We start from the raw sequence: 25,783 nt of genomic DNA, 5'->3' as shown, positions 1-25,783 counted from the left end.
GCCCATGCGGATCCACGTGACGAGCGTGCTGGTCGACGACCAGCGCAAGGCGCTGGCCTTCTACACCGACAAGCTGGGCTTCCAGACCAAGCACGACATCGTGATCGGCGAGGGCGGCGCGCGGTGGCTGACCGTGGTGCCCCCCGAGGCCGCCGAGGGCACCGAGCTGCTGCTCGAGCCCGACAACCACCCGGCGGCCAAGCCGTTCAAGCAGGCGCTCAAGAAGGACGGCATCCCCTACACGTCGTTCGCCGTGGACGACGTGGAGGCCGAGTACGAGCGCCTCAAGGGCCTGGGCGTGCGCTTCCACCGGGAGCCCACGACGGTCGGCGAGGTCACGATCGCCGTCTTCGACGACACCTGCGGGAACCTCATCCAGATCGTCGCCGGACCCGACGTCTAGCGGGCCGGCGTGATGGGCGCGTCGAGCAGCTCGACGCCGACCGCGAAGCGCGCCGTGAACGGCTCGCGGACGACCCGCAGCCCGTCGCCGGTGCGCAGGGCGTCGGTCGGGGCGGTCATCGGCTCGAGCGCCATGAGCGCCTGGCCGGGCGGTGCGAAGAGCTGCGCGTGCGAGTAGCCCTCCCCCAGCTCCAGCGTGATCCGGCGGTAGCCGCCGGCGAGCGTCAGCCGGGGGTCGTCGAGGTCGGTCAGGAGGTCGTCGAGCACGCGCCCACCCAGCGGCTCGGTGCTCGCCTCGCGGCGCGTCGACGCGCCGGTCGGCAGGCCGCGGTCGTCGAGCTCGAGGTGCGTGTGGCCCGGGAGCCCGAGCAGCCAGTCCTCGCGCACCGCCTGGGGCACGACGAGGTACGGGTGCCAGCCGAACGCGACCGGCACCGCGGCGCCGTCGAGCGGCTCGAGCGTCGTGGCGACGTGCAGCGCGCCGCCGTCCAGGCGGGCCTCGACCTCGACGGCGTGGGGGAACGGGAACTGGCGCAGGACCTCGTCGCCCGGGACGACGCGGGCGCGCACCGCGGCGGGCCGCTCGTCGACGACCTCCCAGTCCGGCGAGGCGGCCAGCAGGCCGTGGATCGGCAGGCCGTGCTCCTCGGTGCGCGTGAGGGGTGAGTCGGCGTCGAGGACGACCTCGCGACCCGCGACCTCGAAGGCGTAGCCGCCCAGGCGGTTGGCCCAGGGGTGCAGCAGCGGCAGGCCGAAGGTCGAGCCGCGCCGGACGTAGGCGTCCAGGCCGCCGCGCTGGCCCAGGAGCTCGGCGCCGCGGTGGGTCAGCGAGAAGCCCACCATGCCGACGCCGGCGGCGAACCGGGCCTGCAGGTCGCCGTCCTTGAGGGTCACGATCCGCGCCTCCACGTCGCACAGCATCCCCGGTAGCGTCGCGCCGTGCGCATCCTGAGCATCGACGGTGGCGGGATCCGCGGCCTCGTGCCGGCGCGCGTGCTCGAGCGCCTCGAGGCGATCACCGGCCGCCCCGTCTTCGAGCTCTTCGACCTCGTGGCCGGGACCTCGACGGGCGGCATCCTGGGCTGCTCGCTGTGCGCCCCCGCGCTCGACGCAGGCGGCGGGGCGCGCCACACCGCCGCGGAGCTCGTCGGGCTCTACCGGACCGAGGGCCCCAGGATCTTCCGCCGCTCGCTGGGCCAGCGGGTGCGCTCGCTCGAGGGCCTCGTCGACGAGAAGCACTCGGCCGCCGCCCTCGACGACGCCCTGGAGCGCTACCTCGGGGACGCGCGGCTCGGCGACGCGCTCGTGGCGCTGCTCGTCACGACGTACGACCTCCAGGCCCGCGCGCCGTTCTTCTTCAAGAGCTGGCGCACCGACGAGGAGGGCCGCGACGCCCTGCTGCGCGACGTCGCCCGCGCCACCGCCGCGGCGCCGACGTACTTCGAGCCGCTGCGCTGGCGCAGCGCCGACGGCCGCGGGCCGCAGCGGGCGCTGGTCGACGGCGGCGTCTTCGCGGCCAACCCCGCCATGTGCGCCTACGCCGAGGCGGCGCGCCTGCGTCCGGGCGAGCCGGTCCTCGTCCTGTCGCTGGGCACCGGCGAGACGTTCGAGCCGATCGCCTTCGACGACGCCAAGGACTGGGGGCTGGCCGAGTGGGCGCGCCCCGTCATCGACGTCGTCCTCGACGGCGTGAGCGACACCGTCGGCTACCAGCTCGACCACCTCGTCCCGGAGGCCGACCGCCTGCGCCTCCAGACGACGCTGCCGCGCTCCATCGGGATGGACGACGCCTCGGCCGAGGCGCTCGACGCCCTGGACGCGGCGGCCAGCACGCTGCTCGACCGCGAGGACGCCGCCCTCCGGGCCTTCGCCGCCCGCCTCACCGCATGAAAGGTGCCTGGCACCTTTCATCCCGGGCGCAGGGCTGCGGCGTCCGCGATCGTCCCCTGGAACAGGAACGCCGTCTGGCGCAGCGAGGACTCGAGGTCGAACGGGTCGAGCGCCGAGATCGCGTCGCGCACGACGACCACGCGGTACCACCGCAGCGCCGCGGACGCCGCCGTGTAGTGCACGCAGATGTTCGCCACCGTCCCGCACAGCACGACGGTGTCGACGCCCCAGACGCGCAGCAGGTGGTCGAGGTGCGTGCCGTAGAACGCGTCGTAGCGGACCTTGCGGATGACCGTCTCGTCCGGGCGGGGCGCGAGCTCGTCGACGAGCTCCCAGCCCCAGGTGCCCTCGCGGGCGTGGGCGGGCCAGATCGCGAACTCGGGGTCGTCCTCGCCGTGGGTTCCTGGGTGAAGACGACGCGCATCCCCGAGGAGCGGGCGAGCTCGAGCGCGCGCTGCACCGCGGGCAGCGTGCCCTGCGCGTCCGGGACCTGCAGCGTGCCGCCGTCGCGGACGAAGTCGTTCTGCAGGTCGACGACGACGAGGGCCGTCCGCGCCGGGTCCAGCGGCACGTCGGCGGCGACCTCGTAGGGCGGGACGTCGGGGCCGGGCATGGCCCCATCCTCCTACCCGGCCTGCGTCGTGGTCGTCCGCGGGGTGGTCGTGCCGCCCGGCCGCGGGCCGCCGTCGATGCGCACCGGCTTGAAGCGGCCCTGGTCGTCGGTGAGCTCGAGCTCCAGCTCGAGCCTGCGGCCCATGGCCCGCGCGGTGCAGGTGAAGCGCCTGCCCTGCTCGGCCGCGACGTCGTCGGGGCAGCTGACGTCCTGCAGGCGCACGCCGAGCTGGTCCTGCACGTAGGTCGCGACCTTGGCGGCCGCGTCGTCGGCGTCGAGCCGCCGCTCGCGCGAGGCGAGGCCGAAGACGAGGGCGAGCCCGACGGCGAAGAGCGCGAGGAGCGCCCAGCGCGCCGGCGTCACGCCTCGGCCTCGACCGTCCCGTCGGCGTGGTGCGTCGGCAGCGGCTGGAGCTCGACCGGCGAGGCGTGCAGGGCGCGCAGGCGGACGTCCTTCCAGCTGACGCCCTCGCCGACCAGCGCGGGCAGGCCCATGACGAAGGCGGTGGCGATCTCCACGGCCTGCAGGACGATGCCGTAGCCCAGGGCGTCGGCGGTGCCGATGCCGTAGCGGTGCAGGACGAAGACGCAGGCGGCCTGGAAGACCCCGAGGTTCGACGGCGTGGCCGGCAGCACCGCGCTGACGTTCACCGCGAAGAGCACGGCCGCTGCGGCTCCCAGCCCCGCCTGCTCGTCCAGGCCGAAGGCGACCAGCAGCACGTAGCAGGACAGCAGCTGGATGGCCCACGCCAGCAGCTGCGTCGCGACGGCGATGGAGCCGAGCTTCGGGCGGCGGAAGACGACGAGCCCGCCCCGCACCGAGACGAGCGCCGAGTGGACCTTGCGGCCGAACGCCTCGACGCGCTTGAAGCGCGACGGCGCGCCCGAGCGCAGGAGCGACGGCAGCGCCAGCACGGCGAAGAGCACCGCGATCGGCAGGGCGGTGAAGACCCACAGGCCATCGGGTCCGCGGTCGAAGTAGTCGACGGTCCCCAGCACCCACGCGCCCAGGAGCACGAGCGCCAGGACGTTGACGAGCGCCTGCGAGACGATCGTGCCGAGCACCGCGGGGAAGAGCCCGCGCGCGCCGCCGAGCCTGCGCGCCACGACCATGGCGCGGGCCGGCTCGCCGAGGCGGGCCGGCAAGGTCGCCGACATGAGGACGCCGATCATCGTGCCCTGGAGCGCATCGCGCAGCCGGGGCCGGCTCGCCGGCAGGGCGGCCTGGAGGATCGCGTGCCAGCTCACCGCGCGCACGACCATCGACAGGCACATGAGCGCCAGCGCAGCGAGGACCCACGAGGGGCTCGAGCCGATGAGCGCGTCGCCGATGCGCTCGGCGCCGATGCGGTGGATGGCGGCGAAGGCGAGCCCGACCGCGCCGGCGGCGGCGCCCAGCACCAGGCCGCGACGGACGACCGGCGGGATGCGCTTGCGGCCGCCGATGGGCGCCGGCTCGAGCGTCGGCAGGCGCGTCGCGCGCACGGCGGGCAGGCGGTCGGCCGGCGTGAAGCCCCGGCGCCAGGCGAAGCGCTCGACGGCTGCCTCGGGCTCGGGCACCGCGATCGCGTCCTCGTAGGCGTCGACGACGTCGGCGGCGACGCGCGGCCACGCGTAGCGCGGCGCGGCCTCGGCGGCGCCGCGCGCCAGCGCGCGCCGGCGGGGCGCGTCGAGCGCGAGCTCGCGCAGGCGCTCGGCCAGCGCCTGGGCGTCGCCGCGCGGCACGAGGAGGCCGTCGACGCCGTCGCGCACCACGTCGCGGTAGCCGGCGATGTCGGACGCGACGACCGGGCGCCCGGCGGCGAAGGCCTCGGTGAGGACCATCCCGAAGGACTCGCCGCCCAGCGACGGGGCGACCAGGAGGTCGGCCGCGCGCAGGGCGCGCTCCTTCTCGGCGTCGTCGACCTTGCCCAGTGCGGTGACACCGCGGGCGTCGAGCAGCAGCGGCTCGAGCTCCTCGGGCCCGGCCCCGACGACGGTCAGCTCGGCGGGCACGTGCTCGCGCAGCGCCTCGAAGGCGCGCAGCAGGACGGGCAGGCCCTTGCGCTCGACGGCCTGGCCGACGAAGGCGAGGCGCAGGACGCCGTCGTCCTCGCGCGGACCCGGGAGCGCGTCGGGCACGGTCACGCCGTTGGGGATGACCCGGTAGCGCCCGCCGTAGAAGCGCCGGCCCGTCCAGGCGGCGGCCTCGGAGACGGCGATGCGCACGCGCAGGCGGTTGAGCCGGCGGCGGGCGCCGAGCAGCGACGCCGCGCCGTTGGTCATCGCGTTGGCGCTGTAGCAGTGGAAGGTGCCGACGAGCGGCGCGTCCGTGCTGAGCAGCGCGTCCCAGCCGGTGACCGGCGCGACGGGCTCGTGGACGTGGACGACGTCGGGCTGCAGCTCGGCCAGCGCGCGGCGCATCGCCACGATGGAGGCCGGCGTGATCGCGAGGTTCGAGATCGCGCCGTTGGCGGGGAAGCCGACCGTGCGGCCGAGGGGGACGACCCACTCGGGCAGCTCGCGCTCCTGCGGACGGGCACCGCGATGCAGCCGCGCCGAGAGGTCGTCGGGCGGGTCGTAGGGCGCGAGCACGTGGACGTCGTGGCCACCGGCGTGCAGCTCCCCTGCCAGTGCCTCGATGTGCCGCGTGACGCCCCCCGGGTACGTCCACGAGTAGGGGGACAGGAGCGCGATGCGCATGCGAGAGGGGTCGATGCTATCGAGCGCTCCCGGCGGAGCTCGGTGGGGGTGGCTCCCCAACGGACAGCCGGGGGTCCCCGCGCACGTAGATCGTGGCGACGGCGAGCACCGCGGTGGCGAAGAGCAGCAGCACGGGTCCTGAGTCGTTCGACAGCGCCCCGAGGAGGCCTGCCGCCAGGCCGCCCCCGAGGGCCGCCTGCCAGGCCGGATCGCCCGCCAGGGGCGCGTAGAGGCGGTCGCGCCGGCGCACCGCCCACGCGATGGCCAGCAGGGCGACGAGCGTCGCGAACGGCATCAGGCCGCGCTGGAGCTGGCCCCAGGCCAGCTCGTAGCGCCGGGTGACCGTCTCCCAGAGGTCCGCGCCGTCCTCCGCGCGCAGCACGGTGCGGGTGAAGTGCCCGTCTCCGGCGGTGACGAGGTCGAGGACGGCGAGGGCGACGAGCGCGAGCACCGGGACGGCCGCCGCCACGACGACGCGCTTGGCCGTCAGGGCGCCAGGCAGCAGCAGGAGCACCGCGACCGCCGTCCCGGCCCCGACGGTGACGACGCCGCCGACGTCGGCGCCCAGGCGTCCCGCGCCGATGACCGCGCCCAGGGTCGCCCCCGCCGCGCCGGCGACCGTCGCGCTGCGCACCGACCGGCCGCGTCCCATGAGCGCCACCGCGAGCCCCAGCAGCAGCAGGACGGGCAGCGTCGCCTCGAGCTCGTTGCCGATGCCGTAGAAGCGCGAGCCGAAGCGCGGGTTGGGCCCCAGCAGCGAGCGGATGACGAGGTCCGAGCCGCGGGCGAGGTCGACGGCGTAGGCGACGACCGCCACCGCGCAGGGGACCAGCGGGCCGCGCGGCCACCGCGCGGCGCGGTCGGTCAGCGCGCCCAGCACGAAGCTCCCGCCGGCGACGATGGCCATCTCGGTCGCCCGCGCCGGTCGCAGCGCCGCGGTCAGCAGGAGCACCGACGGCATCCACAGCAGCGCGAGCGCGCCGGTGCGGTAGGCGAAGCGCACGCCGCGGCGGTCGGCGACGATCGAGGCGGCGAGCAGGACGACGAGCCAGACCGCCAGCAGCGTCTCGAGCGCGGGGAAGCGCCGGGCGCTGATGACGCGCAGCCGGCCCTCGAGCGTGCGCAGCGCGTCGGCGTCGGGCGCGCCCGGCGCCCGGATCGCCTGGCCGCTCATCTCGTCGGGCACCGGCAGGCGCAGGTGGCGCAGGAGCGTCGGGGCGAGGTCGATGGCGGCGACGACGCCGTCGAGGCGCGTCGTGCGCGAGGTCAGCGCGCCCGGGCCCTGCGCGAGCCCGTCGATCGCCGTCGGCAGCAGCTGGGGCGCGCGGGCCTCGGGCGGGGACTGGAGGACCACGAGCAGCTCCCCGGGCGTGCGCGCCCGGCGCAGCCGTGCCACCGCGTCGTCGCCCGTCGCGTCGGACGGCAACGCGGCGACGACGAGCCGGTGGTCGCCCAGCAGCGCCCGGGCGCGGCGCGCGACGTCGTCCGCCGCGCCGAGCGAGACCGCCGCGATGCGTCCCGTCCTGTCGGCCGCGGCGACGGCCTCGACGTTGTCGCGCCCCCGCACGCCCGCGTAGGCGATGCCACCCGGCACCCGACTCCCCAGCAGGCCGGGGACGACGTCGGCCGGCGCCGTCTCCGCGCGCGCCCGGGCCGCCAGCCAGCCCGTGATGAGCCCGCCGCCGTCGTCCTCGCCGAACAGCTCGAGCTCCGGCACCGCCTCCGGGTCGTAGGCCGAGGCCGACGTCCGCGCGCCCTGGGTGACGTCGAGCAGCGCCTGCTCGCGCGAGTAGCGGCCCTGCACCGCCCCGGTGAGGCCCAGCGACGTGCCCTCCAGGCCCTCGAGGCGCGCGAGCGCGGGCTGCGGCGGCGGGGCGCCCTCGGGGCGCTCGTCGGCGGTGGGCTGCGGCAGGAAGGCCACCAGCGCCCGCGGTCCCGACGCACCGCCGTCCTGGGCGTCGGCGCGCGCCGGCGGCGACGGCCAGGCGCACCACGCCAGGAGGAGGAGCAGGACTACCCTTGGGACACCGTGTCCGACCGTCACTTCGTCAAGTACACCTTCCTCAAGGTGGATCCTGCCTGGCGGCGCCTGCCCGCCGAGGAGCGGGCCGAGGGCAAGGCCGAGTTCCTGGCCGCCTGCGAGGACTTCGCCGAGGGCCACCTGCTGCAGGCCTTCTCGCTCATCGGCACCCGCGGCGACGCGGACATGATGCTGCTGGCCGAGGCGGAGAACCTCGACCGCATCCACGAGCTGCACGTCGTGCTCGGCCAGAGCGGCCTGATGTCGTGGTGCTCGACGCCGTACTCGTTCCTCGGGCTGCGCAAGACGAGCGAGTACTCGGACGAGGAGCGCCACATCCCGCGCGCCTTCAAGGGCAAGTACGTCTTCGTCTACCCGTTCGTCAAGACGCGCGCCTGGTACGGGATGCCGGCGGACGAGCGCTGGAAGATCATGCAGGAGCACATCCGCGTCGGGCGCGAGTACCCGCAGGTCGACAACCACACGACGTACTCGTTCGGCCTCGACGACCAGGAGTTCGTCGTCGCCTTCGACACCGACGACGCGGGCGCGTTCCTCGACCTCGTGCAGCGCCTGCGCACGACCGAGGCCTCCGCCTACACCCAGCGCGACACGCCGAGCTTCACCTGCCTGCGCACGTCGCTGACCCGGGCGCTCGACGCGCTGGACGGCAGCACCTCGCGCGCGGAGGCGACCCTGTGAGCGGGCCCCTGCGCGTCGCCATCTTCGGCGCCGGGCCCTCGGGCTTCTACGCCGCCTCGCAGCTGCTGAAGGTCGCCGAGCCCGAGTTCGAGGTCGACCTCTTCGACCGCCTCCCCACCCCGTACGGCCTGGTGCGGGCGGGCGTGGCGCCGGACCACCCGAACATCAAGGTCGTCACGAAGGCCTTCGACAAGACCGCCAAGCACGAGCGCTTCCGCTTCTTCGGCCATGTCTGCCTGGGCGAGGACGTCTCGCGCGAGGAGCTGCTCGAGCGCTACCACGCGGTCCTCTACGCGGTGGGCACCTCGACCGACCGCAGGATGGGCATCCCGGGCGAGGACCTCAAGGGCTCGCACCCGGCCACCGAGTTCGTCTCCTGGTACAACGGCCACCCGGACTTCGCCGAGCTCGAGTTCGAGCTGCAGACCGCGAAGCGCGTCGCGGTCATCGGCAACGGCAACGTCGCCATGGACGTCGCCCGGATGATCGCCCTGGCGCCCGACGAGCTGGCGGTCACCGACACCGCCGACCACGCGATCGACGTCCTCAACGCCGCGGGCGTCGAGGAGGTCGTGATCCTCGGCCGGCGCGGTCCGGCCCAGGCGGCGTTCACCAACCCGGAGCTGCGCGAGATGGGCGAGCTCGAGCGCGCCGACGTCGTCGTCGACCCGGCCGACCTGGAGCTCGACGAGGAGTCCGCCGCGTGGCTGGCCTCCGAGGAGGCCCACCGCACGAACAAGCTCAACGTCGAGATCCTGCGCGAGTACGCCGCCCGCGAGCCCGAGGGCAAGCCGATGCGCGTGCGCTTCCGCTTCCTCGTCTCCCCCGTCGAGGTCCTCGGGGACGACGACGGCCGCGTGCGGGCACTCAAGCTCGAGCGCAACGCCATCCAGGGCGGTCGCGCGGTCGGCACGGGCGAGACCGAGGAGCTCGACTGCCAGCTCGTCTTCCGCTCGATCGGCTACCGCGGCCTGCCGCTGGCGGGCATCCCGTTCGACGACCAGCGCGGCCTCATCCGCAACGAGGGCGGGCGCGTCTGCGACGCGTCCGGCGCCCCGCTGCCGGGTGAGTACTGCGCGGGCTGGATCAAGCGCGGCCCGTCGGGCGTCATCGGCACGAACAAGAAGGACGCGCAGGACACCGTCGACAAGCTCCTCGAGGACGCCGCGGCCGGCAAGCTCAACGCGCCCACCAAGGACGACGTCCTCGAGCTCCTCACCGAACGCGTCGAGCACCTCGTCGAGTGGACGGGCTGGGAGGCGATCGACGCCGCGGAGCGCGCCGCGGGCGAGCCCCAGGGGCGGCCGCGCGTGAAGCTCGTCGAGTGGGACGCCCTGCGCGAGGCGGGGCGGGGCGCGCCGGCGGCGTAGGGGGTCGGCGGGGCCGCGGTCCGGTCGGCCGGGGGCAGTCCGTCACCCGCGTGGCGGCCCGTCACGCCCCTGGCGGCCCGTCACGCGCACGGTGGCCCGCCCGATCGTGACCCTGAAGTCGTGCCCGCATGCCGGGCACAACTTCAGGCTCACCATCAGCGGTGGCAGACCAGCAGGGACCGAGCGAAGCCCACCGCGCCACGATCGGTCCCTACGATCGACCCATCAGCGCCATCAGACCAATCCACTTCGAGTCTGGCGGTGTCCCGCTGGTGGTGGTCGGCCTGTCGGTCAGCGACCGCAGGGCGACGATCGACATGCGGATCTCACCGACCCCCGGCGTCCTCGCCGCTCTCGGCGCCTTCCACCGGCAGCTGGCCAGGTGGGAGCGAGAGCGCGCGACGGACGAGCCGCCGCCCGATGCGCCGTTCGACCACGTCCTCGACGCCGACATCTTGATGCTGGACCGGGGCCGGCTCATGATGCGCGTCCACTCGCAGGTCGGCGGCACCGGCACCGAGCTCGAGGCGAGCTGGACCTTCGTCGCCGACCGCCCGGTCGTCGCGGACGAGCTGACCCTGATCGCCGGCGGCGAAGCTCACCGCCTCACCCGCCGGCTCCCCACTCGCTGAAGCTCGCGGTCTCTCAGGACCCCAGCAACAGGATCAGATGGAGCGATGCCCATGCGCGTAGGTCACTCGCCCAATGGCGCATGTCGGGAGCATCCTGACCGGCCCGTCGCACTGTGCTGGGACGACTGACCGCTCAGGACGGAGGCAGGGCCGAAGGTCTGGCTTTGGGCCTGGCCACGCGCTCAGCCTGCCGGGGGGGAGACTGCATGCCCTGGGTCCGCCACGGCCCGCCTTCGACCCAGTCGTTCATCGCAGTCGGCTGCCATCCGGGTCGCGGCGAGCGGTCCGGATAGCGCCGGCGAGCAGCATCCATGCGCTCGCTGCCGTAGTAGCGCATTGCCCACCAGGAGTCCGGCTTGGCGAGGCGACAAGGGCCCACGAGGTTGAGCAGCGGCACGAACAACGCACACGTCCCGACGCCGGCTTGCCCTTCAGGAAGCAGATCGCGACGAGCCCGAACTGGTAGCCCAGCATCATGAGGATCGCGAGAAGCTCACCGACCATCGAGCATTCCGGTTACCCCCGAAGGGCGACTGCGAGACGCGCCAGGACTGACCTGACTCAGGGGGCGTTTGAACCCAGGTCGCGCCTCAGGCAAGGACGATGAGCCAGCCGCCGAGCAGGCACACGACGCCAGCTGTGATGTACGCAGACGCAGGTGGACGGTTCGTGCTCCACGGCGCCCACCACGGCACGTTGCGGAACAGCGTCCCGGGCAGGTGATTCGGGGGACGATCAGGGTGGCGCACCCGATCGAGCGCCTGCCACAAGCTGTAGAGGCCGACGACCGTGAACAGCAGGGCGATGACCTCTTCGGCCACCTGGTCGGTCTTCCCCCACCCCAGCCGGTGCACACGGCGCCACCGCTCGCGCGCTTGTCGAACGCCGCACGATCGCCGAGGATCGACCCGGACTGAACTGGGCCATGCGGAGCCGCATCAGGTACTAGCGATGGCGCTTGACGGGTGTCCAGGTGGCGGTCATGCGATACGACGTTGCAGGCGCGCGACAGAGCGTGCTTGACGCCGAGGCGACGCATGCGCGGATCTTCTCCACGACGACCGCCAGCGGGGCTGGGCGGAGGGCTTCGACTGGTAGTGCTCTTCGCCGCGACGTCCACGTGCCGAAGGTCGCCCGGTGTCGGTTCAACCGCACCGAAAGCGGTGATCCCGGGTTCCATGGCCCTGATGCGCAGGCTGACACTCGCGGCCGTTGCAGTGACTGCGCTGCTTCCCTCCCCAGCCCAAGCAGCTCACGCGGCCGTCGAGACCCTGGGAAGCGGTAAGGACGTCTCGCGCATCGTCGGCCTGCGCTACGCGGCCGAACCTGGCGAGGCCAACGCGCTGCGCGTCACGCAGTCAGGCTCCACCCTCATGCTGCAGGACGCAAGGGCGGTCGTTCGAGCGGGTGGTGGATGCACCGCTCAGAGCCCGCACGAGGTCCGTTGCGAGCTGCCCTCCTCCGTAGGTGGTGGGACCCCGACGGATCCATGGGTGTTCGCGGAGCTCGGCGATGGCGACGACTTCGCGCTGACCGCCTCCGGAGCCGACATCCTGCGCGGCGGCGACGGCAACGACTTCCTCGACGGCGGCCCGGGCAACGACACGCTCGAGGGCGGCAGTGGCAGCGACGTCCTGCGCAGCACCGACGGCTTCGACCGGGTCTACGGTGGCGAGGGCTACGACCAGGTGCTGCTCGATCCGACTCGTCCTCTGGGTGATCCCGACGCATTGGTCTCCGCATGGCCGCGAGCGGCTACGGCGTTCTGCGAGGGCGGAACGGTCACCGGCGCACGCCTCGCCGACCGGATCGGCCGCTGTGACCGCGTGTCCCTCGGTCTAGGGGACGTCGCCGCCCGGCCCCGGTTCTCCGCGTCCGCGGCGAGGTTCACGTTGCGCTGCCCCGCCCCGCAGCGAGGGCGATGCACCGGACGCATCGAAGTGGGAGGTCGCCGTCGTGGCGAGGCGCGCTTCGACTTCCCGAACGGCACGCTCAAGACGGTCACCGTCCCATTGAGACGTGGTCGCCGAACCACCAACCGCTACGGCTTCGTCATAAGCGGCAACGGTCGGCTCGGCAAACAGCGCCTGCCGATGCGGGCGAGCTGGTCGATCGACATCACCTCGCGATGAACGCCAACGCATCGCCACGATCGCGCTCGTGTTCCTTGACCCAGCCTCCTTGCGTGGGTCCCGCCTTCTTTCGCCGTGTTCGTCGTGCTCGTCGGTCCCGCAACGGCGAGCGGGATGCTCGTGCGGCGCAGAGGTTCGGCGGTCCAGCAGGCAAGCGAACTGTCGCGGGTCGCACCGAGCGGGGTCCGCACCATCCCAAGGGGCCCTGAGCCGGCACACGGCAGACGGTGGCCGCGAGCGATCGGCAGGCCCAACGCGCGTGGCCTCGATCATCGCGCGAAGGTGGCATCCCACAGCGGCACGGCGTCCACGACCGTTCCCCTGATGTGGTCGGGCTCAGCGCAGTTCGTAGCGCCGAGCCTGGTCCGCGAGGGTCCAGGTGGCCACATCCCCGCGCAGCCGCATCGGCCCGATGGACGCCGGCTCCCCCCGGTCTGCGGTCCGGGTGCCCAGCCGATCGCTGAATCGCACGCGGGCGCCCGGCGGCGCGTTGAACTGGGGACTGCCCGAAGCTGGTGGCTCGCAGATCACGATCAGGGGGCTCGAGTGCGTCGTCCCGCCGACAGCGATGGCGCGGTGGTGGCCGTTGCGCAGGTCGTAGCGATGAGGCGTCACGAAGGCAGACGTCGACCGGCGATCGACCTGGCTGGTCACGTACGCCAGGAACCGCCCCTGCAGCCGGAAGGCGGATGCCGCCTCAGCGATGCCGCCCTCATCGAACGTGCGAGCGCCCTCGAGCTTGACGAGCTCGCCGCTGGAACTGAGACAACCACGAAGCCTCGTCGTCGCCAGCCCTGGTGCCGCGGCCTGAAGCCCGCGGCGCCCGAAGTTCAGAGCTGGATGTCGACCACCCGATAGTCCGGCTGCGCATCCGTGGGCTCGGTGACCACGATCCGCCGGTCCACCCCGCTCGCCGTGACCGAGATGGCGTTCGCCGCCAGAGGCTCGGGCCGAGCGCTCGCGTCCTTGCCGAAGGTGGTGAGGATCGAGTCGCGGCCCACGCGCGACGGCTTGAGCTGGGCGCTGGTCACCTGGCCGTCCAGCGTCCAGCTGGCTCCCACGCGCGTCAGGACCTCGAACCAGGTGCACTCGCTGTCGAGCGTCGTCGACCTCCGCGTCGAGACCACCAGGAGCGTCGTGCGCAGCGTGCCCCCGTCCTTGACCTCAGCACCAGAACCGCAACCGGCGGGCTCGCCTTCGTCGGGCGGGTTGGAAGCCCACACGACCGCCACGCGGGTGCCGCGCAAGTCCAAGCTCAGGGGACCGAGGTCGACCGAGTCGGCATAGGGCACGGTGCCAGCACGGGACTCTCGAGGACCGGGTCGAAGCGAGCGCGGCCGCCGGCCTTCGAGTCGCTGCAGCAGCAGGGCGATGTCCGCCTGCGACCGGTCACGGCGCGACGCGTACGCGATGCGCCCCTTCCAGATGCTCGGCCGGAACTGGCTGAAGCCCTTGCGCGCCGTGACGTTCAGCTTGTGCTCTCGACCGGTCCCCAAGTCGACCTGGAAGAGCCGACAGCCCCGCGCCGCGTAGTGCAGGGGCAGTCCGTCGGCGCGGCCATCACCGAGATGCGGCTCGCGCCCCGAGCACCGCGAGTACACGGCCACCGGTCGTCCGCCTCGATCCGGCCCGGCGTCGACATCGAATGGCACGCGCTGCCCGCGAACCGGAACGGTGACGGTTCGTCCCGAGCGGTGGTCGACCAGGCGGTAGCGCTTGGAGCGAGCGTCGAAGTGGCTCCACAGCGTGTGGTCGCCGTAGGTCGTGACGGTCGTCGGGCGACTCTCGCTCGCGAGGACCTCGCCGGTGCTGGCGGACGCCGGCGCTGGGCCGAACATCCCGAGCACGACGGAAAGAGCGAGAAGCTTTCGAAGATCCATGGTTCGTAGGTGGGTTTCGTCTCTACCAGTCCATCTCCGGACTGTTCGCCGACAACAGCACCGCGCGCCGTTGCTCTCGGGCGAGCAAACGCGGCACCAGCCCTCCGCCTGTTGCATCTCTCCCCCCCTCTCTCGGCGGCTTGGGATCGACGATGGAGCGGACACGGTGGATGACCTCCGCCATGGAGTCCACCTCATCCGCGCTGCTGCTCCAGCGACTGAGCCCACGGTCAGCGAATGAGACCTCGGTCCGGTCTTGGAGACGAGCACAGCATGACGGCGACGCCCTTGCCCCACTCGTGGCGACACAGCTCGGCTCGCGCGACGAGTCGTGTTGCTCTGACGACAGCTCTCCACCGGTGCCTCAACGCCGTCGCGGGTCGTCGACCGCGATGACCCAGCCCGACCGGAACGCAACGCGACGCGTGCGGTACTGGCCGGTGGCCGTGAGGGAGATCGCGTAGCGACGGGTCGCGCGGTTCGCGACGCGCAGCGGCACCCGGACGGTGCGGCGCTGGCCGGCCGTCACGGAGAAGCGCGCGGAGCCGCGGCGGCGACCCGCAACCCGGTAGCGCCCCCGGCAGGTCCCGCGCGTCCCCAGCCGCTTGTTGGAGGGGCACTGGAACTGGAAGACGGCGGAGGTCGGGGTGAACCTGGGCCTGGCGGGAACGCTCGCGCCCCAGCCGTACTCCACGCGCTCGCAACGGCGCACCTCGTCCATCCGGGGCTGCTCTGCAACGCCGCCATCGCACACGAGCAGCGCCCTCCGCTTGCTCAGGTCGAAGCGCGCGAGGCTCGGAAGCGGCCGGGCTGGGTCGCCGCGCAGGAGGTCACGCCCCGTCCCGCCATGGAGCTCGTCGATCTCCTGGCCTGAGCTGAGGCGCAGGACGTCGTCTCCGTCGTCTCCGAAGACGAGGTCCGGTCCCCGACCAGCGTCGATGAAGTCGTCCCCCGGCCCGCCGCGGATGACGTCCGGCCCGGGTCCGCCGCTGAGGAAGTCGTCGCCGTCAGCGAGGAAGGCGAACATGCCCAGCGGCTCAGCCTCCACTCCGGCCTGACACGCAACCAGGTGCGGTGCGTTCACCATCCGGCAGCCCGGTGCCACGGTCAGGTCCGCGCCGCTGTCGTTGATGCGCAGCTCGCCCGCCACCCACGCAACCTCGACGTGGTTGCGCTCCCCCGGCGCAGCCACGAACTCGACCTGGGGACCCGGGTCGGGGCTGTGCGGATCGATCACCTCGACCACCCGTACCGTCGCAGCCCCCGCCGAAGCCGCGCCGACCGAGAGCGCGACGCCTGAGGCCAGGAGGACGGCTCGAAGTGGCACGTGACTTGAACTCGCACGCCGAAGTCGAGTTGCGCCCATCGGCACCGGGTTGCGTCCCTGAGCCCGAGAGCGCACGATCACCGCACGGTGACGACGCCGCGGAGGCTCATCGGGGACCTTTCGAGACTGCTCGCACCCGGTACACGCCGCAGACCGGCGGCCGGTTCGATCCCGCCGGGTCGATCCCGCACTGACCGTTGGCGGGCGTCATGGCGCTCACGTACACGTCGGAGCGGGTGGCGGCGACGCCGATCGCTGCCCGGCCGGAGGCCGTTTGGGCGATGGCCGTCGTCGTGCGCCGTCCTTGAGCGGTCAGGCTCTCCAACCGGCTTGTCCGCCCCCAGCGTGTCCACCACACCCGCCCGTCACGGACCGCGGGCCCAGCCAGCTGGTGGATGCCGCAATGGGGACCGGTCTGTCCGTCGCAACGACCTGGCTGAGGGAGGCGGCATCCGCACTCGCAGCCCCAAGGGCGGAGGCGAGCGCGATCCCGAGACAGGCGAGCTGATTGATCGGTCGCACGATCATGACAACGCGGGGCGATGAACTGGGTTGCGGCGTTCGACAGTCACGACTGGGATGCCAGAGCCATCAAGGCACGAGGCCTCGCACCGTCACAGGGCAGTGGTCGCCACTCCCTAGTGCGAATGCCGCCGTCGCCTCGACGACGACTTCCATCTACGCACCAGAACGACGGCGCCGAGTACCAGCCAGACCATCGCCAGCACGCCACTCGCTTCCTCCCATCCGGCTTTGTCGCGGCCGACGAAGCTCGCGATGAGGAACGCACCGAAGACGTAGTACATCACCCTGCCGAGGGCGCTCTGGGGCCCTAGGCCGTCCCAGAAGTCCCCGCGGTCGTCAGCCGAGCCAGACATGCTGAGTGGTAGGCCGTACCACGTCGGGTCTCGAGGTACACCCATGCCGGCTCGATGTCGCAAAAGGCGGTCGACCGCAGGAGAGCGCCGACGTGGGAGCACCCACTCAACCCATGGCGACCGTCGACAACGCGACGGAGCGGACCGGGTCGCCGCCGAACCACAGCCAGCGCGTCGCGCTCAACCTGACCCGGCAGAACTCGTATGCGGTGTACCCGGAGTCCACGTTGCGTCGGCCGCAGCGCGCTATGTCTCCGTAGACAGACTTGACCTTCGCTAGGCGGTTGCCGATGCCCACGCCGCGACTCGTCTTCAGGCCGCGGCTCGTGAACAGCATGTAGTACACGCGACGACGAGCGTCACTCGCAAAGACGCCGTCGCTGTACCGCAGCAGGGCTCCGCCCTGACCGCCACGCCGCGGGCCGTCCACCGTCCCGGGCCCGTAGACCGGCCTTCCGGCGTTGCGCGGCTCCACCGGGGCGCTGTACCTGCCGTCCCGTTCGACCGACCCGAAGCGCTCGAAGACGGTCGTCTCGGGGTCGTCGAGCCCGACACCGTCGATCGTCCCCCGCATCTCGTCGAGGTTGCTGAACGTCGGCTCATCGCCGCAACCCACGAACCCACACGCAAGGGCGCCAGTCACGAAGATCGCGAAGAGCGCCGTTGGGCGGCACAGCCGTCGCCTGGCGCTCCAACGCACGATCGGTCGTCGCGGATCGCTCCTGCTCAACGCAGGTCAGCCCTTCAGCCGCAGCGACCGCCCCAGCCGCACGCCGCCCTTGGTGTGCACGTCCACGCGCAGCACGCGGCGGCTCGAGCGGCGCAGGCGGGTCTTGCCGGCCTTGGTGAGCGCGAGGCGGACCTGCGTCGTGCCGCGCACGGCCTTGACCTGCGCGGTGCCGAGCGTGCCGGCACCGGGGAGCTTCAGTGTCGCGGTCGCGCGATCGGCGCGCGGGAGGCGCAGGGCGAAGCGCAGGCCGGTCTTCGCGAGGTCGCCGCGCGTGACGACGGACGGCAGCTGGAGCCCCGGCTTGCGCACGACCGCGCGGCGCGCGACGCGCTGGGGCGGAGGCGTGGGCGGACGCCACGACGACCACGGCGTCCCGACGAACCCGACTGGGCAGCCACTCGGCTCGCAGACGAAGACGCCGCCGTTCGCGGCGGTCCAGTGCTCGCTGCGGCCCTCGCTGTCGAGCGCGACCTCGACGCGGTGCCAGCCGGGGACGGTGAAGGTGTGGCGGTGCCGGCGCGAGGGCGCCCACGGCGTCCACTCGGTCGCGGTCTCGTCCGGGGCCACGAAGCGCCAGGAGACCTCGGCCTCGGGGAGCTCGGGGTCCAGGGCAGCGGTGGCGTCGAACTGGACCGAGGTGCCGATCGGCGCAGCGGTGGGCGTGGCGACGATCGCCCCGGTCGTCCGCGAGCAGGGCGCGACGTCCGCGCTGGTGTCGCCGCGCGAGAGGAAGAGGCTGCGCTGCGCCCGGCGCGGATGGCGCTGGCGCCACAGGACCAGCGGCTGCCCGCTGGCCGGCTGGACGGCGCCGATCGCGTGGGCCACCGTGGCGGGGCACACGAGCGCTGCCGCGTTGGTGGCGCCGGACGCGTCGACCCGCGCGGCGACGGCGCCCTGCCACCAGCCGCTGTCGGACGCGACGACGCCCGTGCCCTGCTGGTCGACCGCGACGACCACGTCGTCGTCCGCGTAGTCCACGCCGCCCACTGTCGCCGGCGGGTCGAGGACGCCGGAGGCGGTCGTGCCACGGGCGAAGGCGGGAGGCGCGCCCCCGAAGCTGTTCTCGGTCGGGCCGGAGACGCTGGGCCAGCCGGCGAGGACGCGGCCGTCGGGGCTGACGTCGACGTGCGTGCCCGGGTTCGCTGCGCCAGGGGCGAGCGTCGCGCCGGTCGGGCTGCCGGTCGGCTGGACCGCGCCGAACGGCCCCTGCGCGGGACGGAACGCCGCGGCGACGTCGCCGGTGAACCAGTCGGCCTGCCCGTCGACGAACGTGAGGACCGCGCGGCCGAGGGCGTCGGCGTCCAGGCTGATGCCGGTGGCGGCGCGGGCCGGGTCGCCGATCGGCTCGACGGTCCCTGGCGTGCCGGAGGCCGGGACGGCCGCAGCTTCGAGGCGCACGGCGTCGTGACCGTCGCCGGCACCGGTCCACGCGAGCAGCGCGCCGCCGTCGGGCAGCGCGGTGGCGACGAGCTCCGGCGGGACCTCAGAGGAGCCGAGTGCCGTGGAGACGGGCGTCGGGCCGTCGAGCTTCGGGGCCTGGCCGGCGCCAGGGGCTGCGCCGCGGGCGATGACGATGCGGTCGCTGCTCCGCGACCGCCAGGCGACCGACAGGCGACCCGCCGCAGCGGTCACGGCGAGCGGGGCGTCCGTCGCCGGCGCGCTCGAGCTGTGCCAGACCTCGTCGGCCTCCACCGTGCCCAGCGCGACATCAGGGCCGGGCGACGTCCCACCGGCCGGGACCGCGGCGACGCGCACCTCGTCCCACCACGTCGTCCACGCGACGACGACCGCGCCGGTCAGCCCGTCGACGGCGACGCGGCCCGAGCCGCGGGCGACGCCCAGGTCGATCGGCGCACCGACAGACCCGGAGGTCGTGCCGAGCGCGAGCCACTGGTGGCGCTCACCGCCGTCGGCACCGCTGGTCGTCCAGGTGATGGCGGTGCGGCCGGCGCCCGAGGCGATCGCGCCGTCGAGGACGTCCTGGCCGGGACCGCCCACGCTCACCGGCGCCGCCCAGCCGGCGACCGCCGCCGACGGGGCCGTCAGCAGCAGGGCACAAGCGAGCAGGGGTCCGCGCACGCGCACTGCGCCCTGTGTCGCCCTCCCGACCGCCCGCCTTGAGCGCCGCGGGCCGAACGGTCAGACGCCCATGACGACCTCGTGTGCCCGCGCGAGCGCCTCCTCCGGGTCGACGCCCGGCTCCGGCGCGGCCCGGCGCGCCGACGGCGCCGGCGGGGGCGGCCAGTCGAAGTCCGGGCGCTCGGTGGGGCGGGAGGAGGAAGCGCGGAAGACGCCGAACCAGCGGTCGGCGCGGATGCCGAGCTCGGCGGGGAGCTCGTCGAGCGCCTCGCGCAGGATCTCGCCGCGGCGGCCCGGGTGGCGGTGCAGGGCGTTGAGGAGGCCGAGGGCGAGCGCCCGCGGGCCGGCGGCGCGCTCGGGCTCGAGCGTGCGGTTGAAGTTGTGCGACAGGTGGGCCGGGTTGCCCTCGAAGGTGCGGATGACCTCCTGGAGCAGCGGCGTCGCCGGCTCGGTCGGGGCGCTCTCGCGACAGCCCCAGTGGTAGGACGCGTTGCACTGGCGGTCGCGCTCGCGCTCCCACGTCCGCAGGGCCGCGTCGAGCTCGGCATCGCTGCCGCCCTCGTCGAGGACCGGCGCGACCAGCTCGCCCAGGCGCCGGCCGAAGCGCAGGGCGTCGCGCTGGCCCGAGCCGATGACCGGGTCCTTGAAGTGGCCGGCGTCGCCCGCGAGCGCCCAGCCCGGACCGCTCGACGCGCGGAAGAACGACGTCGTCTCCGCGGTCGACCGCAGCTTGGTGCGGTTGGTGGCGCCCTCGAGGCGCCAGCCGATGCCGTCCGGGTCGCTGGCCAGCAGCGCGTCCCAGGCGCCGTCGGGGTCGCGGCGCATCGCACCGATCTCCTCGGCGGGCGGCATGAGCAGGCAGATCACCCGGCCCGGGAAGACGGGGAACGTGTAGCCGATGTTCCGGCCCCACCGCCACTGGGACATCGTCTCGCCCCACCGGCGGTCGCCGGCGCGCGGGTCGTCCATGTAGCGGAACGCCGCGCCGCGCCCGTTGCGCGAGCCGCGGTAGGGCCGCCACGAGCCGACCTCCGCCGCGATCGTGGAGCGCCGGCCGTCGGCCCCGACGACGAGCCGGGCGTGCAGCTCGTGCTCGGCGCCGTCGGCGTCGACGTACCGGACGCCTGCCGCGCGGCCGTCGCGCCAGACGACCTCCGTCACGTCCGCGCGCTCGCGGACGTCGGCGCCGGCCGCGCGGGCGGTCTCCATGAAGGCGTGGTCCTGCTCGGGGCGCGGGATGCAGAGCCCGTAGCCGATGCCCTCCGCCGTCGGCCAGTGCTCGGTGAGCTGGACGTTCCCGGCGCCGACGTGGACGTAGGGCGAGCGCTGGGCGCCAGTGGCCAGCAGCCGCTCGAGCGCCCCGAGCCGCGCCGCCTCGGCGACCGCGTAGGGCACGAGGACGTGGGTCGAGAGCGTGTCCGACGGGAACGAGCGGCGCTCGAGGACGACGACCTTGCGGCCACCGCGGGCGAGGGTGATCGCGACGGCCGACCCGGCGATCCGGCCGCCCACCACGACGACGTCGGCCTGCTCGACGGCGCTCACGCCGGCTCCAGCATCACGATCGGGATCCGCCGGTCGGTCATCCGCTCGTACTCCGCGTAGTCGGGGTACAGGTCGACGAACCGCGGCCACAGGCGCTCGCGCTCGTCGTCGGTCGTCTCCCGGCCGCGGACGACGCGGCGCTCGGGGCCGATCCGGATCTCGGCCGCGGGCATCGCCTTGAGGTTCAGCCACCACGCCGGCGGCTTGTCGCTGCCGAGGTTCGACGCGACGACCGCCAGCCCCGGGCCGTCCTCCAGGTACATGAGCGCCGTCGAGCGCTGCTGTCCCGTCTTGCGCCCCTTCGTCGTCAGCAGGAGCGTCGTCATCCCGAGGAAGTGGTGGCCGATCCGCCCGCGCGTCTTCGTGTAGAGCGCGCGGTGGACCTTCCAGACGACCTCGGCGACCGGACGGGGCGGGGGTGCCATGGGGCGACGCTACGCCCGTCGCGCGCCGCGGGCCATCACGACATGCGTGAGCGGACGCCCCGGCGGTTGTCGGAAGCCGTCAGTCCGCGGGCTCGAGGACCGCGTCGAGGCGCAGCGCCACGTGGAGCTCGGTCCGGCGCGCGCGCAGGTCGGCCCCCAGCCGCCGCTCGACCTCCCGCAGGCGGTTGCGGACGGTGTGCTCGTGGACGCCCAGCCGCGCGGCCGCCGCGACGTTCGACCCCGTGACGAGCCACGCCGCGAGCGTCTCGCGAGCCGCCGGCGAGAGGTCGCGGACGGCCTCCAGCTCGGCGTCGGCGAGGCGGCGGCCCGTGACCGGCGCCATGAGGCCCAGCGTCTCGATGCGCACGTCGTCGGGCCAGGTCACCGCGGATGCCTGGTCGCCGAGGCGCTCACGCACGCGGGCGGTGGCGCGGGCGTCGGCGTGCGAGCGGCGGAACCCCTCGACGCCCGCTCCGGGATCGCCGAACGCCGCGCCCGCCTCGGCCGCGGTCACCGCCCGGGCGACCGCCTCGCGCGCACCGAGGCCGACCTCGGGGACGCGCAGCCAGGCGACGCCGCCGGTGAGGCCGTCCTCGACGAGCAGCAGCCCCTGCGCGCCGAGGAGGTCGTGCAGGCGCGCCGCGAGGCGCTCGGTCGCCCGCCACGAGCCGGCGGTCAGGACGGCCGTCACGTGGTGACCGTCGAAGCGGTAGCGCAGCAGGCGCTCGGCGTCGGCGCCCGGCGCGTCGAGCTCCCCGTCGAGCACCTGCGCGACGAGCCGCCGCCGGCGCTCGGCGACCGACCGCCGCCGCGCCTCGACCGTCTCGTCGTAGGTCTCGAGGGTCGCGGTCAGCAGCCGGTCGATGACCTCGAACATCACCGGCGTCGTCGCCCGCAGGATGTCGGTGGCCGAGGCGCCGGTGCGCGCGACGTACGCGTCGACCTCGTCGAGCCACCACTGCCAGACGGCCTCCTGGCCGATGCGGTACGAGCGCTCGATCGTCGTGGTCGGCACGCGCAGGCGCGCGAGCTCCACGGCGACCGCGGTCGTCTCGGGCGAGGTGACGGCGTGGCTCGGGCGCTCGCCGCGCAGGACGTCGCGCAGCGCGCTGACCTTCGCGTCGCACGAGGCCTGCAGCAGCGCGGGCAGCCGCGTCCCGGGCGCGACCTCCCCGTAGGCGTCGTGGACGAGCACGTCCGCGAGGTGCGCGGCGAGGCTCGGGACGTCGAGCGCGGCGGCGAGCTCCTCGACGTGGCCGCCGCCGTCGGGCGGCGCCAGCGGGTGGGCGACGTCGGACATCGCCCGTCACCCTCTCACGCGCCCGCGAGGCGCGTGAGGCGCGGGGTCAGACGGCGAAGACGTCAGCGCCGTCTGAGGCGCGGATCGTCGTCACTGGCGAGGAAGAGCCACAGGCACAGTGCGGACGCACGGGCCTGTGGTGATGACGCCGCCAGGGGCGTCGAGGCGCCCCTCAGACGGCGCTGACGTCAGCGCCGTCTGAGGCGCGGATCGTCGTCACTGGCAAGGAAGAGCCACAGGCACAGTGCGGACGCACGGGCCTGTGGTGATGACGCCGCCAGGGGCGTCGAGGCGCCCCTCAGACGGCGCTGACCTGCTCCTCGTCGGCAACGCGGAACGAGGAGCCGCAGCCACAGGCGGCCACGACGTTCGGGTTCTCGACCTTGAAGCCCGCGCCGGTGAGCTGGTCGAGGTAGTCGATGACCGAGCCGTCGACGTACGGGAGGCTCTGGGAGTCGACGAGGATCTTCACGCCGTGGTCCTCGAAGATCACGTCGCCGTCGCGCTGCTCGTCGAAGGCCAGCTGGTACTGGAAGCCCGAGCAGCCGCCGCCGCGGACCCCGACACGCAGGCCCGCCGAGGCGCCGGCCTCGCCCTGGGAGGCGAGGAACTCCTGCACCTTCTGGGCGCCGATGTCCGTGAGCGTGACGCCCTTGGCCTGGTACGTGACGGTCGTGGTGCTCATCGCTTCACCAAATGTAGCGCACCGGCAGGCGGGCGCTAAGGTCTTCCGTCGGATGCCGAGCGCCGACGAGCTGAAGTCCCGCATCGAGGCCGCGCTGCCCGACTGCACCGCGACCGTCGAGGACTGGACCGGCGGCGGCGACCACTTCCGCGCGACCGTGGTCTCCCCCGCGTTCGACGGACTCTCGCGCATCCAGCAGCACCGGCTGGTCTACGACGTCTTCGGCGCCGAGATCGGCGGGCCCATCCACGCCCTCTCCCTCAAGACGGAGACCCCCAAGTGAGCGACTCGAACCCCATCCGCGACGCCATCGCCGAGGCGATCGACGAGCATCCCGTCATCCTGTTCATGAAGGGCACGCCGGACGCGCCCGCCTGCGGCTTCTCGGCCCGCACGGTGGCCGCCCTGCAGGCCCTCGAGGCGAAGTTCGCCGCCGTCGACATCCTCCCGGACCCCCGGATCCGCCAGGAGCTCTCGGCGATCTCGAACTGGCCGACCATCCCGCAGCTCTTCGTCGGCGGCGAGCTCGTCGGCGGCTGCGACATCGTCACCGAGATGTACGAGTCCGGCGAGCTGGCCGGCGTCCTCGGCCTGGAGCAGCCCGCCGAGGCCGCGGCCCCGGAGGCCGCCGCGCCCGGCGCCGGCCTCCAGATCGAGAACCGCCTCAGCTAGCCGGTCTCAGCGGACCACGATCCGCAGCCGCGCCGAGCCGCTCAGGCGCAGCTGCGGGTCGCGGAACGCCCGCTCGATCCGCACGCCCCGCGAGGCGCCGCGGAAGCTCGCGGTCACGCCGTCGTAGCGCGCGATGTCCGCCACGCCCGCGGCGACCGCCTCGACCGTCGGCGGCCCGGGGTCGTCCTCGGGCTCGCCGTCGCCGTCCTCGTCGGCCTCGTCGCCGAACGAGAGCTCGAGGACCTGCGTGAGGTCCTCCACGTCGCCGCTCTCGTCGGCGGGCTTGCCCACGAGGACGAGCTCGTGCTCGCCGCGGCGCAGGCCCCGCGGCACGCGCAGCATGAACGAGCGCTGGACGAGCTCGCCGCGCACCATCCGCGCCCGCACCCGCACCCGGATGCGCTGGCCACGACGGGCGCGCGCCGGCGCCGACGCCGAGCGCAGGTAGGCCTGGCGCAGCGCGCGGCGCAGCCCGATGCGCGCCTCCACCTTCGTGACGTGCAGCTGCCCCAGCCGGAAGCTGTCGAGCAGCCCGATCGCCTGGGCGACGTCGGCCGCCATCGGCGCGCCGCCCGACCCTGGTCCGCCGCCGCCGTGGTAGCGGTTGCAGAAGCGCATCGGCCGCTTGAGCTCGCGCACCTCGATGCGCAGGCACAGCTCGCCGCTCTGCTGCGTGGGCGTCCCGCGCAGCAGGTCGCTCGCGGCCTGGGCCACGGCGGCGGGCGCGATCGCCGACAGGCCGGACTCGCCCGAGGGCTCGCCGAGCGCCCGCTCGTCGGCGATCGACGACTGGCTCACCTCGACGCGCCCGGTGTCGAGGTCCTTGGCGACGATCCGCAGCGGGAAGCGCTCGGGCAGCGCGCCCAGCCGGCCGACCACGGCGTTGAGCGCGTCGTTGGTCAGGGTCCCCAGCTCGTTGCCCGCCGCGGCGAGCTTGTACGTCGCGGAGTCCTGCGTCGCCAGCGGGTTGCCGACGACGTCGTAGACGTAGGCGTCCTGGAGCAGCAGGCCGCGGCGGCCGACGCCGTCGAGCGGGTGGCCGAAGCCCCAGACCCGTCCGGCGTCGGCGAAGCTGACGGTGCCGATGGCGCCGGCGTTGAAGTCGCCCGAGGCGATGCCGACCGCCATCGCCGCACCGGGGACCAGCGGCTGCGGCGGGAAGGCAGCGTGCGGGACCGCGGGCGCGACGGTCACGGTCCTGCCGTGCTTGGCCGCCGCCCGGCGCAGCGCCTCGGCCACCGTGCCGCTGAAGCCCGAGACGGCGAGCGGCGCGGCGATCGGGTGGACCGGGCGGCCCGCCGCACGGCGCTGCGCCGGCGCCGCCGTCGCCTGGCCCGGCACGTCGACGGGCTCGCGCAGGACGCGCTCGATCGGCGTGACGAGCGCGAGGGTCCCGCCGAACTGGCCGACGGTCTCCGAGATCGCGCCGATGTTGGCGACGACGCCCTGGCCGTCGGTGCAGTACACCGGCGAGCCGCTGAAGCCCGGGCCGACGCCCGTGCCCTCGATCGCGGCGCCGGAGAGCTTCACGAGGATCCGCGGGTCGCGCGTGTAGACGTCGCCCGTGAGGACGTCGCGGACCTCGGCGTCGAACGAGGAGATCGCCGTGCCACGCACGACCGACAGCGCCGTGCACCGCATCCCGGCCCGGACCTGGTCGAGCGGGAGGATCGGCTCGGCGGCCGGCGCGGCCGGCGCGTGGCAGGCGAGGAGGAGCAGCGCCGCCGCGCAGCCCGTGAGCAGGGTGAGACGGCGCACGAGGCGCACCGTACCCCGGCCGGTCGGCGTCCGCGCAGGATCGCGCTCACGCTGTCCGGGCG

Annotated in this window: 24 protein-coding genes and 1 pseudogene; 8 read left to right on the top strand and 17 right to left on the bottom strand. The window is 74.0% G+C overall.

Translation table 11 applies throughout. The annotated features are described in order from the left end of the window. Window positions 1-4 precede the first annotated feature (4 nt). A complete protein-coding gene (locus tag JUB12_RS20110; RefSeq protein ID WP_205697227.1) occupies window positions 5-403 on the top strand; it encodes a VOC family protein in 399 nt (132 codons plus the stop codon). On the opposite strand, the gene JUB12_RS20105 is transcribed toward JUB12_RS20110, so the two are convergent. Continuing rightward, window positions 400-1,323 carry an aldose 1-epimerase gene (locus JUB12_RS20105; protein WP_205697226.1) on the bottom strand — a complete coding sequence of 308 codons (924 nt, stop codon included), beginning with the start codon at window positions 1,321-1,323 and terminating at the stop codon, window positions 400-402. The two genes, JUB12_RS20110 and JUB12_RS20105, sit on opposite strands and share 4 nt — an antisense overlap. An 18-nt stretch (window positions 1,324-1,341) precedes the next feature. Between JUB12_RS20105 and JUB12_RS20100 the strand changes: the two genes are divergently transcribed. Next, a complete protein-coding gene (locus JUB12_RS20100; RefSeq protein ID WP_205697225.1) occupies window positions 1,342-2,292 on the top strand; it encodes a patatin-like phospholipase family protein in 951 nt (316 codons plus the stop codon). Between the two features lie 17 nt (window positions 2,293-2,309). Here the strand turns inward: JUB12_RS20100 and JUB12_RS20095 are convergent. The 4 genes and pseudogenes from JUB12_RS20095 to JUB12_RS20080 all read right to left on the bottom strand — a co-directional run bounded on the left by JUB12_RS20095 (window position 2,310) and on the right by JUB12_RS20080 (window position 7,507). Next, window positions 2,310-2,905 (bottom strand): annotated as a pseudogene (locus JUB12_RS20095) (cysteine hydrolase family protein). Between the two features lie 12 nt (window positions 2,906-2,917). Next, complete coding sequence (locus JUB12_RS20090; protein WP_205697223.1) at window positions 2,918-3,268, bottom strand: DUF4333 domain-containing protein; 351 nt, start codon at window positions 3,266-3,268, stop codon at window positions 2,918-2,920. After that, the gene (locus JUB12_RS20085) at window positions 3,265-5,586 is read right to left on the bottom strand and encodes a flippase-like domain-containing protein (protein WP_205697222.1); all 2,322 of its coding nucleotides are present in this window, start codon (window positions 5,584-5,586) and stop codon (window positions 3,265-3,267) included. The genes JUB12_RS20090 and JUB12_RS20085 overlap by 4 nt, the downstream gene beginning before the upstream one ends. 16 nt (window positions 5,587-5,602) lie before the next feature. Next, window positions 5,603-7,507 (bottom strand): hypothetical protein, encoded by a 1,905-nt coding sequence (locus JUB12_RS20080; RefSeq protein WP_205697221.1) that lies wholly within the window; start codon window positions 7,505-7,507, stop codon window positions 5,603-5,605. 108 nt (window positions 7,508-7,615) lie between these two features. On the opposite strand from JUB12_RS20080, the gene JUB12_RS20075 reads away from it, so the two are divergent. From JUB12_RS20075 to JUB12_RS20065, 3 genes are all read left to right on the top strand, one after another. Further along, on the top strand, window positions 7,616-8,308 hold the full coding sequence (locus tag JUB12_RS20075; RefSeq protein WP_205697220.1) for a chlorite dismutase family protein: 693 nt from the start codon (window positions 7,616-7,618) through the stop codon (window positions 8,306-8,308). Continuing rightward, complete coding sequence (locus tag JUB12_RS20070; protein WP_205697219.1) at window positions 8,305-9,678, top strand: FAD-dependent oxidoreductase; 1,374 nt, start codon at window positions 8,305-8,307, stop codon at window positions 9,676-9,678. Before JUB12_RS20075 ends, JUB12_RS20070 begins: the two co-directional genes overlap by 4 nt. 161 nt (window positions 9,679-9,839) lie before the next feature. Next, on the top strand, window positions 9,840-10,310 hold the full coding sequence (locus JUB12_RS20065) for a hypothetical protein (RefSeq protein WP_205697218.1): 471 nt from the start codon (window positions 9,840-9,842) through the stop codon (window positions 10,308-10,310). A gap of 590 nt (window positions 10,311-10,900) precedes the next feature. Here JUB12_RS20065 and JUB12_RS20060 read toward each other — a convergent pair. After that, the gene (locus JUB12_RS20060) at window positions 10,901-11,131 is read right to left on the bottom strand and encodes a hypothetical protein (RefSeq protein WP_205697217.1); all 231 of its coding nucleotides are present in this window, start codon (window positions 11,129-11,131) and stop codon (window positions 10,901-10,903) included. 357 nt (window positions 11,132-11,488) lie between these two features. On the opposite strand from JUB12_RS20060, the gene JUB12_RS20055 reads away from it, so the two are divergent. Continuing rightward, a complete protein-coding gene (locus JUB12_RS20055) occupies window positions 11,489-12,442 on the top strand; it encodes a calcium-binding protein (protein ID WP_205697216.1) in 954 nt (317 codons plus the stop codon). 336 nt (window positions 12,443-12,778) lie between these two features. On the opposite strand, the gene JUB12_RS20050 is transcribed toward JUB12_RS20055, so the two are convergent. The 10 genes from JUB12_RS20050 to JUB12_RS20005 form a co-directional block, all read right to left on the bottom strand. Then, complete coding sequence (locus JUB12_RS20050) at window positions 12,779-13,096, bottom strand: hypothetical protein (protein WP_205697215.1); 318 nt, start codon at window positions 13,094-13,096, stop codon at window positions 12,779-12,781. A gap of 176 nt (window positions 13,097-13,272) precedes the next feature. Continuing rightward, entirely contained in the window at window positions 13,273-14,322 is a 1,050-nt protein-coding gene (locus tag JUB12_RS20045) for a hypothetical protein (protein ID WP_205697214.1), read from the bottom strand. A 364-nt stretch (window positions 14,323-14,686) separates the two neighbouring features. Continuing rightward, window positions 14,687-15,730, bottom strand: coding sequence for a calcium-binding protein (locus JUB12_RS20040; RefSeq protein ID WP_205697213.1), 1,044 nt, complete (start codon window positions 15,728-15,730; stop codon window positions 14,687-14,689). Between the two features lie 557 nt (window positions 15,731-16,287). Further along, window positions 16,288-16,455 (bottom strand): hypothetical protein, encoded by a 168-nt coding sequence (locus tag JUB12_RS20035; protein WP_205697212.1) that lies wholly within the window; start codon window positions 16,453-16,455, stop codon window positions 16,288-16,290. A 178-nt stretch (window positions 16,456-16,633) separates the two neighbouring features. Further along, window positions 16,634-17,257, bottom strand: a complete 624-nt coding sequence (locus JUB12_RS20030) for a hypothetical protein (RefSeq protein ID WP_205697211.1) — start codon at window positions 17,255-17,257, stop codon at window positions 16,634-16,636. Window positions 17,258-17,263: 6 nt separating this feature from the next. Continuing rightward, on the bottom strand, window positions 17,264-19,336 hold the full coding sequence (locus JUB12_RS20025) for a hypothetical protein (RefSeq protein WP_205697210.1): 2,073 nt from the start codon (window positions 19,334-19,336) through the stop codon (window positions 17,264-17,266). 60 nt (window positions 19,337-19,396) lie between these two features. Then, the gene (locus JUB12_RS20020) at window positions 19,397-20,881 is read right to left on the bottom strand and encodes an NAD(P)/FAD-dependent oxidoreductase (RefSeq protein WP_205697209.1); all 1,485 of its coding nucleotides are present in this window, start codon (window positions 20,879-20,881) and stop codon (window positions 19,397-19,399) included. Then, entirely contained in the window at window positions 20,878-21,306 is a 429-nt protein-coding gene (locus JUB12_RS20015) for a nitroreductase/quinone reductase family protein (protein ID WP_205697208.1), read from the bottom strand. The genes JUB12_RS20020 and JUB12_RS20015 overlap by 4 nt, the downstream gene beginning before the upstream one ends. Before the next feature lie 79 nt (window positions 21,307-21,385). Then, window positions 21,386-22,606 (bottom strand): CdaR family transcriptional regulator, encoded by a 1,221-nt coding sequence (locus tag JUB12_RS20010; RefSeq protein WP_205697207.1) that lies wholly within the window; start codon window positions 22,604-22,606, stop codon window positions 21,386-21,388. 298 nt (window positions 22,607-22,904) lie between these two features. Then, entirely contained in the window at window positions 22,905-23,291 is a 387-nt protein-coding gene (locus JUB12_RS20005) for an iron-sulfur cluster assembly accessory protein (RefSeq protein WP_205697206.1), read from the bottom strand. Between the two features lie 52 nt (window positions 23,292-23,343). Here JUB12_RS20005 and JUB12_RS20000 point away from each other — a divergent pair, with 52 nt between their 5' ends. Both JUB12_RS20000 and grxD read left to right on the top strand, forming a co-directional pair. Beyond that, window positions 23,344-23,574 carry a BolA family protein gene (locus JUB12_RS20000; RefSeq protein ID WP_205697205.1) on the top strand — a complete coding sequence of 77 codons (231 nt, stop codon included), beginning with the start codon at window positions 23,344-23,346 and terminating at the stop codon, window positions 23,572-23,574. Continuing rightward, a complete protein-coding gene (grxD, locus tag JUB12_RS19995; protein WP_205697204.1) occupies window positions 23,571-23,963 on the top strand; it encodes a Grx4 family monothiol glutaredoxin in 393 nt (130 codons plus the stop codon). The genes JUB12_RS20000 and grxD overlap by 4 nt, the downstream gene beginning before the upstream one ends. Before the next feature lie 6 nt (window positions 23,964-23,969). On the opposite strand, the gene JUB12_RS19990 is transcribed toward grxD, so the two are convergent. Continuing rightward, window positions 23,970-25,721 carry a hypothetical protein gene (locus JUB12_RS19990; protein WP_205697203.1) on the bottom strand — a complete coding sequence of 584 codons (1,752 nt, stop codon included), beginning with the start codon at window positions 25,719-25,721 and terminating at the stop codon, window positions 23,970-23,972. Between the last annotated feature and the right edge of the window lie 62 nt (window positions 25,722-25,783).

Source organism: Conexibacter sp. SYSU D00693 (assembly GCF_017084525.1).
In the GTDB taxonomy this organism is placed as follows: Bacteria; Actinomycetota; Thermoleophilia; order Solirubrobacterales; family Solirubrobacteraceae; genus Baekduia.
This window is presented reverse-complemented; position numbering and strand designations above follow the sequence as displayed.